The sequence below is a fragment of the Shewanella sp. SM87 genome (assembly GCF_025653705.1).
Lineage (GTDB): Bacteria > Pseudomonadota > Gammaproteobacteria > Enterobacterales > Shewanellaceae > Shewanella > Shewanella oncorhynchi.
In genome coordinates, this window is the sequence record NZ_JAKKSC010000015.1 from 27579 (window position 1) to 41070 (window position 13492).

Sequence of the window (13492 nt, forward strand, 5' to 3'; positions counted from 1 at the left end):
AACCCATTCAAGGTGCTTGCATTGATGACACGACTTACTTAGGTTGCCCATCACTCACCACCCTTAGCCGCTTGCCTTGTTATCCATTCTTCTGCAAGTACCTTGATGAATGGCATTGAGCAACCTTCTGCCGATTCTTTTGCAAAATCGCGGACAGCTTTGGCGCGGATATCAGCAATTGATTTTGCATATCGATGTTCAGACTCATACCGCTCAGACCAGTGCATCACATCTTCTGAATTAAATGCGCAAGTATCGTCATCCTCGTTTTTTTCATCTTTGATACGTTCCATATAGCCGTCATACCAGCCATCGCCGATTGCATCTACAAAGAGCGCTTTTACTTCTTCAAGCTCGTTTTGCAACTGGTCGCGCAAGGCTGTCACGTTCTTAAGCGTTTCGGCTGTTTTAACTGCAATGCCAAGATCAACTTCCATCGCGTTTACTTGGTCCTTTAATTGCTGAATCTCGGTACCCAGTTTTTGTTTAACATCGAGTAGAACAGTGGCAGGAACATAAGCACCAAGACCTTCAACATTGATTTGGCTTGAGCCATTGCCGTCTAATAATACTCTGCGTTTAGTTGTCATCACTTACCTTCCTTTGCCAATTCCTCGGCGAGTCGTTTTAAAAACTGTTGGCAGCTGCCGGCTTGTTCGCGTGGCATGGCGTACCACTTCTTAAGCGCTTCGCGAATTGCGGTTGATTGCTTCATGCTGCTTCCTTGGTGCGCTCTATAGCCCACCAAGCAACAGGGCCATCTTCGGTATCGTGAATTGATAAAAGAATGGCATCTGCACTAGGCGCTTCTGGATTCCACTCACCAAAACCAGCATCACCATCTTCAAAGTAATGAATCCATGCAGGATGATCTTCAGTGATTTCGGTATCCATGCGGTTAATAACTAACTGAAAATCCATTTCAGCTTGCCACTGCTCAATCGCATCCTTAGAAATGCATTCGGCACCGTCAAAATTTGGAAGTTGTGAGTGCTGATAATCACCATACCCATCACGAACAACTGTTTCTGTATTGAATTTCATACTGACTCCTTAATGGCTTTTTCAGCTTTCTTTTTGATAGTGACAGCCGTTTTGTGCAGCGTTTTTTTATTACTGAGTGAGGCTGTGGCGGCAATTATTTGATTTGCCATTGAAAGGGCTTCTTGTGGATCGCGCTTGAGTAAATATTGAAGTGACATTTTTGCATCATCAGCGCTGGTATTAAGGTATCCCTGCAGCCTAGACATGATGGTCACCTTTAAGCCGTTTAGTGGACGCTATTTTTATACGCGCTAATAGCAAAACCGTTTCTTTAGCATCGGCATGAGCGCGGCCTAAACCCATCTTGTTGACAACGGCATGCTCTGCGGTGGTGACAAGCATTAAATTGCTAATATCACAGTTGGTGCGGTCGTTATCGATGAACCAAATTTTATGGCTTTCGGGCACTTTACCGTGGTGTTTTTCCCACTCGATAATGTGTTTTAGTCGCCATGTTCTAGGCTCAGATACTTTTACCATCACAAAGCCGTCTTTATTATCGATACGCTCTGATCCAACAGGTTTGTGGTTCAGTGGCATATCGCCTTTTTTAAACTGGGTTGCTGCAGAATTTCCGCCAGCTTGCCAACCTTTCATCCCAGCATTCCACGTTTTACAACCAGGATTAAATCGGCCAGTACGTCCCGATTTCATTTTATGGTTGCGGGTGAAAGCACGGATCTGATTAATCGTTTTTTCAGTACCAAAGGTATGGTTAAAAGCCGTGGTAATTTGCTCGATGGTGAGGCTTTTATATTGCAGCTTTACCCACTCATATTGTTCGTCGGTAAAACTGCGTAATTTGCCTTTCGTTATTTCACCTTGTTTGCGTCCACAGGTGATACCGTGGTTCGAACATGCAGCTTTAATCTGCGATAGCGTCTTGGTGTAACCAAAGGCACAATTGAAAAGTGCTGTGGTTTCAGCAAGTGACTTTTCAGGATACGTTGCACGCAAAAAATCAAGCATGGCAACAGTGAAGAAGAATCTAGCCATTCTTAGCCTCCAACATTTCAGGGAGTTTTCTACCTACGCCCATGTCATTTGCTGCTATTTGCGCATCGAGTGCTAAACGTGCGTTAGCCACAATTTGTGTCGAAATTTGAGTGACTGACTTGGAACGATGGATTTCATCTTGCAGCGCTTCACCTTTTAAGCTTTCGTCAGACAGTCGCTCAAGCTGTGCAAATAGGTGATTATTTAGGTCGATAAGTTTGTTTTTCATGCTGGTTCCCCTGCAATATTTTCTTGCTTAAGCGGGATTTCAATTGAGCCCTTTACCTCGTTACCAAACACATCCCAGCCTTTAGTTTTTGTCCTGGCGAACATTTCAAGGCGAGGAACATCACCCATTAGCTCAACGCATTTATCACGAAATTCATCGGGCTTTTGGCTGTGGCGAATGTTTTGATATGCGCCTACGTAGCAAAGGTGTGCGAGCACTTCATCAAGGCTTTCTGGATCAAAATTACCCACTGCGCGAACGCTGCGGCATGCGGGTGTTGGTTTTCCTTTTACTGCGATGATTGCCGATTCACTGCCTGCACGGGACCAAAAGCCCATACCAAAGAATGGATTGTTGTTCACTGTTAGCTTGTTCCACACAAAGCCATTCATGTTTTTAAGGGTGAATCCCCAGCTTTTAACCAGATCAATGGCATCCTGCGGCATGGCTCCCACGTACCACATCACCAGTACACAGTTGTCGTCGGCAATGCTGCCCACATCGAGGCGCTTTAAGTCCTCGGTGCTGGTGACTGTGTACTTGGCTTGGGCGCTAGATTTCATCGAGCCGCCCGTGTTTTGGTTGCTAAATGCCCATGGCGGATCCGCGTAAATCACTTGATATTTTTTGCTCATGCCGCATGCTCCTTTGAATCACTGATTGCAGCCCTAAGGTGCTGTTCAAGTAATTCATTACCATTCATATAGCTTGCTGCCATGCTGACCAACTGCTCGAGTTCAACGATCCGCACATTGGCCGCGGCTAATTTGGCAAGATGCTTTTCCCAGTCGATTTCTTTGATGGCTTCAACAACGCCCATGGTGTTGTTAAGCGTGGTTTGGGCGCGCATCAGGTTTGATAGCTCGATAAAGTGGCGAGCGGCGCAGCGTTCTGGATCCAAGCCTGTGGTGTAGTGCAGCTTTAGGGCGGCAATAGTGGGCTCGGATGTGATGCGCGTTAGCGATAGCAGTAAGTCGAGTTTTGGCTCAGGTTCGCTGCCTGCCAGCAGGTAGAGCATTTCGCGGGATGATTTAGGTGCGGTCATGCTTCACCGCCTGTGGTGCTGATCACCTTGAACTCAATTACCCAAACCCAAGGGTTTGATTTCAAAGATTGTTCGCCGTAGATTTTCTTCCATAAAAACTTAAAGTTGAATGCCGCTTTGAACTTCCATCCCATTTCTGGAATTTCTGGGTAATCACATCCTTCAGCGATTGCGTCTTCTTCGCTGATATCCTTCAATCGCTCTACACGAACATCGGTTATCTCTAGTATGATGCGAGCAGCCCATCGCGGCATATGGATAGATGGTTTCCACTTGATAACTTCATACCAGCCATCTTCTAAATCAGAAGGCTTATGCGTTGCTTTATAAGCAATGGTAGATTTGGTGCATAAACCAACTTGAAAAGTCTCACGCACATAAAGCTGATCGCCGACTTCACCAAACTGGCAATTTTGTAAGTCGCCGTTATTCACTTCGCCTGCAATCTCATTTGGACTGAGGTTGCATCCAAAGTTTTTGTCTTTTAATGGCTTAACAATTCTGCGAGTTTGCGTTTTACGACCATCAAGAATGGCTTGCACCATTTCGGTGTTGAAGATTATAGGGCGCTGTTTCATGCTGCTGCTCCTGCGCGTTCTGCTAACTTGTGCATGTAGCGAATGACTTTGGTATGGCATGAGCGGCAAACGGTGTCGGCAATAAACTCGCCTGACTTAGTGATGTTGCATTCATGCTTATCGGTTTCGATGCTGAATTTCTCGCCGCGCTTAACTTGTTTGGCGCATATATCGCAGGTTAATTGGAAGTTCATGCTGCCACCTCTGGGAAACAGGTTATTTCAACGCGGGCGCGAACTGGGTCGAGCTTTTGTTGCATCGTTTTTAGAATAAGGTTTGATGTCAGCATCACGGCATCGGCGTTGGCGAGTAACTTGCCTGTTTTGGAGCAAATGCAGCGGCCTGTGAAGTCTTGGCTGTTGCGGGTCCAAACGAGGTTTTGGTAAGCGTAGCGCCAGTGTCTTTGGCCGATTGACTCAGCCACATTTGCGGCGCTCGCCAGCGCTTTAAGCATTACTGTGGTGGTAAATAAGCCGGATTCGCGCTCTTTACTGCCAAGGGATTGGAGCTCCATTGCTGCGCCCATGGTGTTCCAAAAGTCATAGGCAAGGGTGGCGTGGAATGGCTCAAAGTTTTTCTTGGTACCCAGCATGATGGCCGTGGCGTCTTTAATTTGTTTAAAGGACCAATAGCACTCGCTCTGTGCAGTGGGTTTGTTTGTCGCAAAATCAACACGGCCTTGCATCCAGTCGATTTGGTTCACTAAATCCATGGTGAGCTTTGATAACTCATCCCTGTGGTTATAGGTATCTGACAAACCTTGAGGCGGCTTGCTGGCATTTTGGTTTATATCGGTAAACGCTTGCTGGCGCTCTTGCAGCGATAAATTCATGTACAGGGTGATAGAGATTGAGTCTTGCGACAGCTCCGGGGATTTTTCGAGTGCCTTTGCGATACCTGTGGCGCGGTGCTGACCATCGAACAGTTTGATAATCGAATCAAGGCCGATTTTTAATACACCAACCACGCCGCTGATTTCGGACGCTTCGAACTTTGGCGCATCGCCGCCTGTTGGCACTTCAACCACGCCGATAATGCCTGGCAGGTAATACCCCGTTGGATTCGTTACCATGTAATTGCCAATAGATTTAGCACGGGCAGGGTTAACTTTGCGCTGGCTGCGGTCGAGCACACTGCCGGCATCGTCAATGCGTAACATACGAACTAATACACGCATTGACATGATCACGGTGTAAAACACTTTACCGCCTTGTACGCCCACCACAGCGGGCATTGAGTAACACATATCCATCATGCTTCTCCCTGTTCTAGTTCGTTTTCTTTGAGTTCATTCACGCATTTGGGGCACACGCAGACAAAGTATTCATTGTCGTTGATGGCCTTTTGCCAACCTGACTGGCTTAGGCCTTCGGTGATATCTGCTAGCACGTTTAGGCTCTTGCGTGGAATGAAGTGCGTTTTAGTGCAGCTGGTGCAGGTAATTTGGTAGCCTTTCATTACCTCGATTTCTTCAAAATCGGGAGGGGATAGAGTTAGCATGCTGCACCACCTGTAGTGCTGATCACCTTAAACTCGATAACCCACACCCATGGGTTGTCCTCGACGTTGTGATAAATAGATTGCCACAACTTATGAAAAGCTCTTTTTGCGCTTCTTGCTAACTGGCAATTTCCATCATCTTTTTCGTGGGTGAATCCTTCGCAAAGCCCTAAATCTTCTTCACGAAATGTAACGCAATTTATTCCTTCGGCCTTGGCATCTTGCTCGCTGATATCATTTAGCCTTTCAACCCGAACAGCGGTGACTTCAAGCAGAATGCGAGCGCAAGAACGTGGCATGTGGATAGATGGTTTCCATTTGCTTTCGCCACTATCACCCATTGCTTTGAATAAAACTGTTCCGTTAGCCTGACATGAGCAAGGCGATTCACTGCAACCACATTCATCAGATGAATTGAATAATCTCCAAGTCTCACGTACCCAGAACTGATCGCCAATCGTGCCGAATGGTGAAACAAACGCGCAATCTTCATCGCTAACACCAAAAAGCTCATAATTTGCGGGTTGATAGAATCCGCGCTTATCAACAATTGTCGGTGTATACCATTCGGCATTTTTAGAAAATGGCGCCCAATCATAATGCGGCTGAGCTTTAAACATTCTGCGCGTCTGTGTTTTGCGGCCATCAAGAATGGCTTGCACCATTTCGGTGTTGAAGATAATAGGGCGCTGTTTCATGCTGCTTTTCTCCTTGCCTTGCTCACTTTCAATTCTTCGCAGGTATCCGACACAACAAAGCTAAGGCCATTGCGTTCGCTGTATTGCTCTGCGCAGCTATAGTTTTCGTAAGGATTTAAACCCCAAGTGATACAGCCGCAATGTGGGCAGTTACCGCGAGTTTTACCTGTGGTTTGGCGGGTGCGTGGGCGTTTGGGTTTGCGAATGCCTACAGCGGTGATCATTCGGCGTTCGTTGATGTTGGCGGCTTGGAAAGTACGGCGAGCGATGGCGTCTATATCCGGCTTGGCGTAGATGTTTGCATCAATGCCAAGTTCATCGATACGCGCAAGCGCGTTGCGGTAGCTGAATACCACGGCGCCTTTGTAGTTAACACTCAAAAAGTCAAAGGTTAACCAGTAAACGTCATTACCGTCCCATCTGCCTTTTTGAGAGATAACGTATTCATCACAGCCTGACTTTTCGCCAGAATCGCCTAGGTACTGACAATCAACACGCACGGTTGCCAATTCATCCACAAGCTCTTTGCATAGCGGAACGTCAGTGTGACGGATGTTGAATTTGCGCTGTGCTTCTTCAAGCGTAAAAACTTCAGCAAGATCGAGGTTACTGGTGTAGCCGCCTCGGTCTGCCCAAAACATGCAAGTACTGCCAACGTTAGAGCGCGAATCGCGCAGGTAGAATAATTGGCTCATGCTGCCTCCTTGCTGGCCAGTTTTTCATTTGCATGTGGATTAACCCAAATGCACTCGGTACGCAGTCCTGTTCCATTGGCTGCAGAGCAACGCGCTTGCTTTTTGTGTAATGACCAACCAACTAGCATGTCGTTATAAAGCTCTGTCTCGTAACCGCTCAACACGACCATCCCATCAACATTAAGCAGTTGATCAAGTAACGCTTGATGCTCATCAATAGTCATTTCGTGCTGATAAACCCCTTTATTATTTCTTAGCTGCCGAGTCTCTTTGACGTATGGCGGATCAACATAAAACAGGGTGCTATCGGCATCATGTGAGCGAATGCAATCAGGAGCAGGGCGGCTCTCAATGTTTACTGCTTGCAGGCGTTCACACACATAAGCCAGCATTGGAGGATATTTAGCCCATAGATGTGCGCTAGTGTTATGCGCTCGTTTTGCCTCTGAGCGGAAACCTGTAGGGTGGAATGTTGCTGCACCTGATCCAAATCCCATTGTCGAACGCACAATAGTGCGGCGGGCTCGCTCGATAACACATTCAGTTAATTCGTATGACTGCAAAAACTCATCACGCGAATAAGGTGTTAAGTGACAAAATTCAATCAGTTGCATGCATAAATCAGGGTTGCGCAACACTTGAAACAAGTTAAAAATGTCTTGATCAAGGTCGTTATAAACTTCGCCGTGTGAACGTTCTTTTTGTAGCAATACTGATGCGGCTCCGCTGAATGGCTCAACATAACAATGGTGTTCAGGAAAGAAGGAAATAATCCATTTCGCTAAGCGATACTTACCGCCGTGATAGCGTAAAACTGGGTTGGTTAGCTTGCTCATGCTTTCACCTCAACTTTTGCGGCTTGATAAGCACTTTTTACGGCTTCATATTCGCTGCCAAATATCTCGGTCGCATCGATAAGACTTAGGCGGGTATCGAGGTAAATAACATCATCGTGCAGGAACAGCGAAAGCGGGGCGAATAAGCAGTCACCCCAATTTGTACCAATCGCCTCTAGAAGAGGTATGCGTGAAACTTCTACTGGCATCATGGCATTGTATTTAGCTGTGATAGCTTCTAACGCTTCACGATCTGCGGCTTTCGGTTTGCCGCATTTTGGTGATGAAGCAAAGCAATTGGCCGCTTTAGGCTTGAACCATAAATGATTGTTTTCAAGCTGGTTGAAGTTGTGAAAGTTAATGCCAGCACACGAAATACTTTCAACGCGATTGCTAAAAATAGGTTTGCCACCGAAGTGGTCGGCTAATTTAGTCGCTTGCTCAATCAAGTTTGCTTTAGCTGCATCAAAGGCTTTGAATGCTTGCACTGCAGTTGCGTTGGTAATTTTGTAGTAACTCATATCGATTCTCTCTGCTCTGTTTTCACTGCACTTTGGGTTGCGTTACGCGGCTATTTCGCCGTTGTAGACCACCCAACTGACAATCTCTTTCTTGGTCTTGGGGTTAACCTTGCCTGTAGGTTTGCGATAACGAACATGCAGGTCGCGGCATTGATCCTGTTTTTTTTGCTAGCTCAATGTATTGCGCGCAGAGCGAAGGCGTTGAGAGCGAGTGCGACAGCTTTTGTGGCTTCATGGTTTCAAACTTGGCCTTTGCCATTTCATCTAGCTTGGCTTGGTATTCCGCGGGGCTGAGTTCGCGACGCTTCGGCTGTACGCCTTCGTATACGCTGCACTTTTTAGCCGCTTCTTTTTTAGCTATGGTCATGGACACGCCGTATACGAAGAACATGGTGAACTCCAAACTGGTGATTACTCACTAGGCTGATAGATGGAATAGGGTTGGTTTGAGTTGAACTTGTAACGATGACTTACACGTTCACATTGGGTGCTTAGCTTGGTTTGCAGGCGAGTCGTGCATATTCAGCGTTGAGCAGGTCTTGCGCGCTGCGCTGGCCGTGTTTTTGCTTTATCTCTTGCCAGCTTTCAATCAGTCGAACCCAAGTGTGTTTTGATTCGGGATAGTCGATGATCAGCTGGTTTAACTCGGCTATCGAGCGGTCGCAGTGGGCTGACATGGCATTTTCACGTTTACGCCCTTGTGCTTCTTGCTTAAGCTCGTTCGCTAGCATTCCCACTAATTTGTCGCTGGTGGCATGGGCCTGTGCATCAAACATGGGGCACCTGCTTTAGGCTGCTAATGACTTGATGTTGAAAGCAGCGATTAATCCAGCTGCAGGTTCGGTCGCTGACAGTGATTTCGGTCGCGATAGGCAGGGCTACTCGGGTAAGTTTCACGCGACCGCTGCGAGTTATTTGAATGTTGGCCACTTCGTTTAGTGGCGTAGTTTTTAACGGGCTTTCATCCAACTTAGTGACATGGAAGCGCTGGCGAAATGCATAGGTGCAAATGTTGTTTTGCAGGTAACGCTCTAGCTCATTTTTGCGTTGAATGACGGTCGGGCAGTGCATTAGGTTGGTTAATTTGGCGAGGCGACAGGCTATGCCAAGGTGCATTAGCAACCGAGCTTCGGTTGTGGCACGTTTATCTTGCGCAATGGCGCATGATTGCGCTGCGATTGGGTGTTGCATAGGTCACCTCGCTGAATCATGGTTAGGTTTGGCTGGCTTTAAAGGCTAGAAATTAAACGGAAGGTTTCGCGTTATAACATGTCGAACGGGATCAACTTGGCGAGTAGCATTATCACTAAGTCGAGAAAGTCGGGTTGCTGGGCTTTCATGGTTAGGCTTTCCCTTGCTTTACTTTCTGAGCAAACATAGTGAGTTCTTGCCTTAACCCTTCAAGTATCTGAACGGCTGCATCATCACTTATTGATGGGTCTGAGATGGAAAATTGAATTCTCATCATTGCTTCTGCACCAGCATAAAAGGATCTGCGCATTTCTTGCTGTTGATATGGTGCAGCATCTTTAGGAACCACTAGCTTTAAAAACAATAACCACTGTTCTTGTATCGTATTCATGCGTATTTACCCCAGCAGCATTTTTTAAATTTATGACCGCTTCCGCATGGGCATTCACGATTGCGCATACTGTTCTTTCGCTGATTTTTGGTCATAGGCTGCAGCTCTTTGAACTGCTGTTCATTAAGAGGGATGAGTGGAGAACCTAACATTCTCTGCCTCTCTATTAAGTCTGCATGAGTCAGCTCGTACAAGTTTCCTCGTGTATCCATATTTGCCTCAGAATTAAATTATTGAGTTTGGCTTGTTTGAACTATCCGGTAATTCCGGTTGGTTCGATTTTATTGATTGCCGGTTACGTCATCCGGCGGCCTGAACCCGTCCTCTGCCGCGCTATGCCGCTAATAACTGGTGCACTACTTTCAGGCGTTCGCGCTGCTTTACCAGTGGGACCTTTATTTATTAACCCTAACCAGATCCAAAGCTGGCTCAGAACGTGCTGACTCGGGGCGCTGTCATGACCTACGCTTGTAAGTGGCCGCTTCTAACGGCTGGTTAGTCACATTGGCTTATCCTCTGTTAATTGCCTGCTGGTGCCGCAGGCTGGCGTGATTAGTGTGATTTCAAAACCGCTAATTGTTTTGCAAGCAACAAGCAATTGACGCTTTCAATCTGTTCCTTTGTGCCTTCCCAGGCATCTAGCAGCGCTTGGCCTGCCTTTCTCAAATCAGCACCAAGTTCGCGGCGTTGAATGCACAGTCTATGTGCTTCACCACGGCTGATATTGAATATAGGGGTAACCAGTTCAATCAGGTTATCTTCGGCAATTTCTAATGAACTTCTGCCATATGTTTGCATGGCGATCTCCTTGTTTTTCGCATTGGTGAAGGTGGCTTTCTCTTTACGGCTTTACCGCCAGTTCGATGACTAAGTACCTCAGCCACCTTCCCAATGCGCCCTGTTGCCAAGGCGATTGTCCATCTACCACACCGCCGATGGTTGGCGGGGCTATACACATATTTGGGTCATGCTCGCAGTGAAACCATTTAGTACCTGTTCTTATGGGCTCTTCCCACTCAAACAGTCCGGTCGCCAATAGCGGTGTATAGGTCTGTTTACGCGGATTACTATCCTCCGCCGCGTGATCCTCGGAGTGACCTAGTCCGCTCTAGGCGGGTTTAGTCGTTCATGGGCCAGATTGTTAAAGAGCGTGGCATATCGCCGATGTGATAAATATTACATAATGGAATTATCGTGTCAATTACAAAATGGAATAATATTTTGTTTTGGTATATTATTGCTTAAGAAGTTAGTGTTGATATTTAGATGGGAAGTAATGGATGGGTAATAAAAAGGATGGATTTTAGATGGGTTCAACAAGGCGAACAGTGCTTATCGAGCTGAAGAGAGGGGGGGTAATCGTGGATAATAATCAATGTACTATTATTAAGTTTTCGGGCTCGCTAGCCAAAAAGTTTGGCCGTGAGCATAAGCGCTTTTTAGATACGGGTACGACGACAGAGGCATTTAGCGCCATTAAAAACACGCTGAATGGTTTTGAGCAGTTCATTAAAGAACAGGCCAAGCTTGGGTTACGCTATGCGATTTTTCGTAATGGCAAAAATACAGGCGAAGATGAGTTTAGTTTGGCGGGGTCGCGGGAAATACGGATTGTGCCTGTTATCGGTGGTAGTAAACGAGCAGGAGTAATGCAAACTATTATTGGCGCCGTTCTTATTGTCGTTGGCGTTTTTACAACAATATTCGGCGACTATAGCGGTTCGGTAATTCAGGTTGGTGTGGCAATGGTTGCCGGTGGGGTAGTGCAAATGCTTTCACCACAAGCGAAAGGGCTTAAGGGCAGGGAGGCTGCGGAGAACGCCCCAAGCTATGCTTTTGGCGGCGCAGTTAATACCACCGCCGCAGGGAACCCAGTCGGCATTGGTTACGGTAAGCGCCGTATTGGTGGCGCCATCATCAGTGCCGGTATTTATGCTGAAGATATTGCAACGACAAAGCGCCCAATCCAAAGTGGCGGCGGCAATGGGAATGGAACACAAGAGCCATAGATTACCTTTGTTCTGATAAACCCGCTGATGCGGGTTTCAAACTGCTTAATATCATTTGATTGAGGTGATTATGTTTAAAAAACTGAGCGCTTATTTAACTCGTGTACTGAAGAAAGCACAAAATAAAATAGAGAGATTGCTGATACGTGTTATTTCAAAGTCAGACTATTGGAGCGGAATAGGTTTGGAGGCAAGGGTTAAGTTTAATGAACCGCTTATGGCCTTTATCTATGGGCATATCACTATAGAACAGTTTGATGCCATCGGGCGTGGCGAAACGACTTTAACTGACATTGTCAGAAATCTAATTCCCGCCGAACAGTTTGGCGCTATTAAACGTGGCGAAATCACTTTAACTCAAGCGCTGAGTGTTTTCTACAAGGACGAAGAAAGGTTGCGAGACTTCTTTAACAGCTGAAGCGCTGAATAGTTTATACCACGACCAAAGCTAGCATGATCTTCACCAATCTCAATAACGACTACTGCATCCTCATTGAGTAATATACTGGGTTGGCGGTGTTGATCATCGCCGCTCAGCTTTGCTCTAATAATGCCTGCTGGCAGATAACTTTTTATTATAAGCCCTGCGGTAATGCCGTCAGTATCAGTAAACAAAATATGTGGTTTTGCGCCAGATATTGCCAGTAGTTGTTCGTTAACCTTTCTGAAAGCCTCTGACACTCTGACTGCATTAGTTTTAGTGCTGCCTTTTATTATGGCACTTCCTAAACGCACTATCACAATGTAATTTTTAACATTATCTTTATCGATATCCATGCTATCCACCTAATTATATGTCCATTTTATTCAGTCTGATAACGCTTACCTATGCCTCAATCAGCGTCATAAATTCATCTTCATCTAAAATTTTCATTTCGACGCCAGACTCGCGTAGTGCCTAGACTCTAACCTGCTTGATAGTAATATTTATATCAAATACAGCCAGTTAATATTGTATTCTAGACGATTTCTACTTTTTCTAATTTGAATGATTTTGAGGCGTTAGACTGGGTGCAATAAGCACTGAATGATCCATCGGCGTTAATTTTTTGAGGTTTAATTTGGCGAGACTTGCCCGGTGTTGAGCCACCGTGATAAATCATCTCGACAGGCTCATTAGACAAAAACTTATCTAGAAAGCTGGCCTTGTCTGGATATTCAGCTTTTAAGCGATTTACCGCATCGTATAATGCGACCACATCGGCAAGTTTCTTTTTTGATTGTGCTTCAAATTGCGCTTCGGTGATTTCAAGACGGATCATGTTAGTTCCTTCATTTAGCGTTAGCCTCAGTAAAGTGGTTTAAACTTCACTTCCGCAGTGTTTACATTTTTTTGCGGCCATTAATATGTCTTCAGCGCAATAAGGGCATTGTTTCATTTGTTTTGCGGGTGACGGCGGACTAACTGGGGCAGGTTGCGGTGTTACAGGTTTGACATCGGGCGTTGAAACAACCGCTGTTTTGACGGGTTCTTGGCTTTTTAGCGCCCAGACCAGTGCAACAACCCAACCCACTAGCGTCCAACCTAAAAAGAGGTTGAGGGCGAAGATTGAATAAAAGTTAGGTTGCTTATTAAAATAAGCTTCGTACATGGGGTAAAAATAAAGCGCTGGGGCAAGCAGGAAGAATGATGCAGCAACAAAAGTGCCAACTTCATTAAGCTGGTTAGCTGGCGTTTGCCCCATGCCAAAACTTAATGCTGTCAACAAAATTAGTGCCAGCAATCTTATAATAAACATGGTAAATTCCTTTTATTTTA

Annotated in this window: 27 protein-coding genes; 2 read left to right on the top strand and 25 right to left on the bottom strand. The window is 46.0% G+C overall.

The features are described from left to right. Nucleotides 1-50: 50 nt before the first annotated feature. The 22 genes from L5M11_RS13105 to L5M11_RS13205 all read right to left on the bottom strand — a co-directional run bounded on the left by L5M11_RS13105 (nucleotide 51) and on the right by L5M11_RS13205 (nucleotide 10522). The gene (locus tag L5M11_RS13105; protein ID WP_263192352.1) at nucleotides 51-590 is read right to left on the bottom strand and encodes a hypothetical protein; all 540 of its coding nucleotides are present in this window, start codon (nucleotides 588-590) and stop codon (nucleotides 51-53) included. After that, nucleotides 590-715 carry a hypothetical protein gene (locus L5M11_RS13110; RefSeq protein ID WP_259574240.1) on the bottom strand — a complete coding sequence of 42 codons (126 nt, stop codon included), beginning with the start codon at nucleotides 713-715 and terminating at the stop codon, nucleotides 590-592. The genes L5M11_RS13105 and L5M11_RS13110 overlap by 1 nt, the downstream gene beginning before the upstream one ends. Beyond that, a complete protein-coding gene (locus tag L5M11_RS13115; protein WP_263192354.1) occupies nucleotides 712-1044 on the bottom strand; it encodes a hypothetical protein in 333 nt (110 codons plus the stop codon). Before L5M11_RS13115 ends, L5M11_RS13110 begins: the two co-directional genes overlap by 4 nt. Further along, complete coding sequence (locus L5M11_RS13120) at nucleotides 1041-1250, bottom strand: hypothetical protein (protein ID WP_263192355.1); 210 nt, start codon at nucleotides 1248-1250, stop codon at nucleotides 1041-1043. The genes L5M11_RS13115 and L5M11_RS13120 overlap by 4 nt, the downstream gene beginning before the upstream one ends. After that, entirely contained in the window at nucleotides 1243-2040 is a 798-nt protein-coding gene (locus tag L5M11_RS13125) for an HNH endonuclease signature motif containing protein (protein ID WP_263192357.1), read from the bottom strand. The genes L5M11_RS13120 and L5M11_RS13125 overlap by 8 nt, the downstream gene beginning before the upstream one ends. Further along, nucleotides 2033-2269 carry a hypothetical protein gene (locus L5M11_RS13130; protein ID WP_168823769.1) on the bottom strand — a complete coding sequence of 79 codons (237 nt, stop codon included), beginning with the start codon at nucleotides 2267-2269 and terminating at the stop codon, nucleotides 2033-2035. The genes L5M11_RS13125 and L5M11_RS13130 overlap by 8 nt, the downstream gene beginning before the upstream one ends. Then, complete coding sequence (locus L5M11_RS13135) at nucleotides 2266-2904, bottom strand: S-adenosylmethionine-binding domain-containing protein (protein WP_263192359.1); 639 nt, start codon at nucleotides 2902-2904, stop codon at nucleotides 2266-2268. Before L5M11_RS13135 ends, L5M11_RS13130 begins: the two co-directional genes overlap by 4 nt. Continuing rightward, nucleotides 2901-3314 carry a hypothetical protein gene (locus L5M11_RS13140; protein ID WP_263192361.1) on the bottom strand — a complete coding sequence of 138 codons (414 nt, stop codon included), beginning with the start codon at nucleotides 3312-3314 and terminating at the stop codon, nucleotides 2901-2903. Before L5M11_RS13140 ends, L5M11_RS13135 begins: the two co-directional genes overlap by 4 nt. Continuing rightward, on the bottom strand, nucleotides 3311-3892 hold the full coding sequence (locus L5M11_RS13145) for a hypothetical protein (RefSeq protein WP_263192364.1): 582 nt from the start codon (nucleotides 3890-3892) through the stop codon (nucleotides 3311-3313). The genes L5M11_RS13140 and L5M11_RS13145 overlap by 4 nt, the downstream gene beginning before the upstream one ends. Continuing rightward, complete coding sequence (locus L5M11_RS13150; RefSeq protein ID WP_263192366.1) at nucleotides 3889-4086, bottom strand: hypothetical protein; 198 nt, start codon at nucleotides 4084-4086, stop codon at nucleotides 3889-3891. Before L5M11_RS13150 ends, L5M11_RS13145 begins: the two co-directional genes overlap by 4 nt. Further along, entirely contained in the window at nucleotides 4083-5147 is a 1065-nt protein-coding gene (locus L5M11_RS13155; protein WP_263192369.1) for a DGQHR domain-containing protein, read from the bottom strand. The genes L5M11_RS13150 and L5M11_RS13155 overlap by 4 nt, the downstream gene beginning before the upstream one ends. Beyond that, nucleotides 5144-5392: a hypothetical protein gene (locus tag L5M11_RS13160; protein WP_259524170.1), complete on the bottom strand. Its 249-nt coding sequence runs from the start codon at nucleotides 5390-5392 to the stop codon at nucleotides 5144-5146. Before L5M11_RS13160 ends, L5M11_RS13155 begins: the two co-directional genes overlap by 4 nt. Next, nucleotides 5386-6090, bottom strand: coding sequence for a hypothetical protein (locus L5M11_RS13165; RefSeq protein WP_263192371.1), 705 nt, complete (start codon nucleotides 6088-6090; stop codon nucleotides 5386-5388). Before L5M11_RS13165 ends, L5M11_RS13160 begins: the two co-directional genes overlap by 7 nt. Next, nucleotides 6087-6785 carry a hypothetical protein gene (locus L5M11_RS13170; RefSeq protein ID WP_263192374.1) on the bottom strand — a complete coding sequence of 233 codons (699 nt, stop codon included), beginning with the start codon at nucleotides 6783-6785 and terminating at the stop codon, nucleotides 6087-6089. Before L5M11_RS13170 ends, L5M11_RS13165 begins: the two co-directional genes overlap by 4 nt. Beyond that, complete coding sequence (locus L5M11_RS13175) at nucleotides 6782-7621, bottom strand: DNA adenine methylase (protein WP_263192375.1); 840 nt, start codon at nucleotides 7619-7621, stop codon at nucleotides 6782-6784. The genes L5M11_RS13170 and L5M11_RS13175 overlap by 4 nt, the downstream gene beginning before the upstream one ends. Continuing rightward, nucleotides 7618-8142, bottom strand: coding sequence for a hypothetical protein (locus L5M11_RS13180; protein ID WP_263192377.1), 525 nt, complete (start codon nucleotides 8140-8142; stop codon nucleotides 7618-7620). The genes L5M11_RS13175 and L5M11_RS13180 overlap by 4 nt, the downstream gene beginning before the upstream one ends. A gap of 103 nt (nucleotides 8143-8245) precedes the next feature. Then, nucleotides 8246-8533 (bottom strand): hypothetical protein, encoded by a 288-nt coding sequence (locus L5M11_RS13185; protein WP_263192380.1) that lies wholly within the window; start codon nucleotides 8531-8533, stop codon nucleotides 8246-8248. Between the two features lie 100 nt (nucleotides 8534-8633). Continuing rightward, on the bottom strand, nucleotides 8634-8918 hold the full coding sequence (locus L5M11_RS13190) for a hypothetical protein (protein ID WP_263192383.1): 285 nt from the start codon (nucleotides 8916-8918) through the stop codon (nucleotides 8634-8636). Then, nucleotides 8911-9333 carry a hypothetical protein gene (locus tag L5M11_RS13195; RefSeq protein WP_263192384.1) on the bottom strand — a complete coding sequence of 141 codons (423 nt, stop codon included), beginning with the start codon at nucleotides 9331-9333 and terminating at the stop codon, nucleotides 8911-8913. The genes L5M11_RS13190 and L5M11_RS13195 overlap by 8 nt, the downstream gene beginning before the upstream one ends. A 151-nt stretch (nucleotides 9334-9484) precedes the next feature. Next, nucleotides 9485-9724 (bottom strand): hypothetical protein, encoded by a 240-nt coding sequence (locus L5M11_RS13200; RefSeq protein WP_071938937.1) that lies wholly within the window; start codon nucleotides 9722-9724, stop codon nucleotides 9485-9487. Beyond that, on the bottom strand, nucleotides 9721-9936 hold the full coding sequence (locus L5M11_RS23990) for an SEC-C metal-binding domain-containing protein (protein WP_071938936.1): 216 nt from the start codon (nucleotides 9934-9936) through the stop codon (nucleotides 9721-9723). Before L5M11_RS23990 ends, L5M11_RS13200 begins: the two co-directional genes overlap by 4 nt. A gap of 340 nt (nucleotides 9937-10276) precedes the next feature. Continuing rightward, nucleotides 10277-10522: a hypothetical protein gene (locus tag L5M11_RS13205; RefSeq protein ID WP_263192387.1), complete on the bottom strand. Its 246-nt coding sequence runs from the start codon at nucleotides 10520-10522 to the stop codon at nucleotides 10277-10279. A gap of 563 nt (nucleotides 10523-11085) precedes the next feature. Between L5M11_RS13205 and L5M11_RS13210 the strand changes: the two genes are divergently transcribed. After that, complete coding sequence (locus tag L5M11_RS13210; protein ID WP_259574259.1) at nucleotides 11086-11733, top strand: tail assembly protein; 648 nt, start codon at nucleotides 11086-11088, stop codon at nucleotides 11731-11733. A gap of 70 nt (nucleotides 11734-11803) precedes the next feature. Further along, nucleotides 11804-12151: a hypothetical protein gene (locus L5M11_RS13215; RefSeq protein ID WP_259574260.1), complete on the top strand. Its 348-nt coding sequence runs from the start codon at nucleotides 11804-11806 to the stop codon at nucleotides 12149-12151. Here the strand turns inward: L5M11_RS13215 and L5M11_RS13220 are convergent. The 3 genes from L5M11_RS13220 to L5M11_RS13230 all read right to left on the bottom strand — a co-directional run bounded on the left by L5M11_RS13220 (nucleotide 12109) and on the right by L5M11_RS13230 (nucleotide 13472). Beyond that, a complete protein-coding gene (locus L5M11_RS13220) occupies nucleotides 12109-12510 on the bottom strand; it encodes a hypothetical protein (RefSeq protein ID WP_259574261.1) in 402 nt (133 codons plus the stop codon). The genes L5M11_RS13215 and L5M11_RS13220 overlap by 43 nt on opposite strands. A gap of 182 nt (nucleotides 12511-12692) precedes the next feature. Beyond that, a complete protein-coding gene (locus L5M11_RS13225; protein ID WP_259574262.1) occupies nucleotides 12693-12995 on the bottom strand; it encodes a hypothetical protein in 303 nt (100 codons plus the stop codon). Between the two features lie 39 nt (nucleotides 12996-13034). Then, a complete protein-coding gene (locus L5M11_RS13230; protein WP_263192391.1) occupies nucleotides 13035-13472 on the bottom strand; it encodes a superinfection immunity protein in 438 nt (145 codons plus the stop codon). Between the last annotated feature and the right edge of the window lie 20 nt (nucleotides 13473-13492).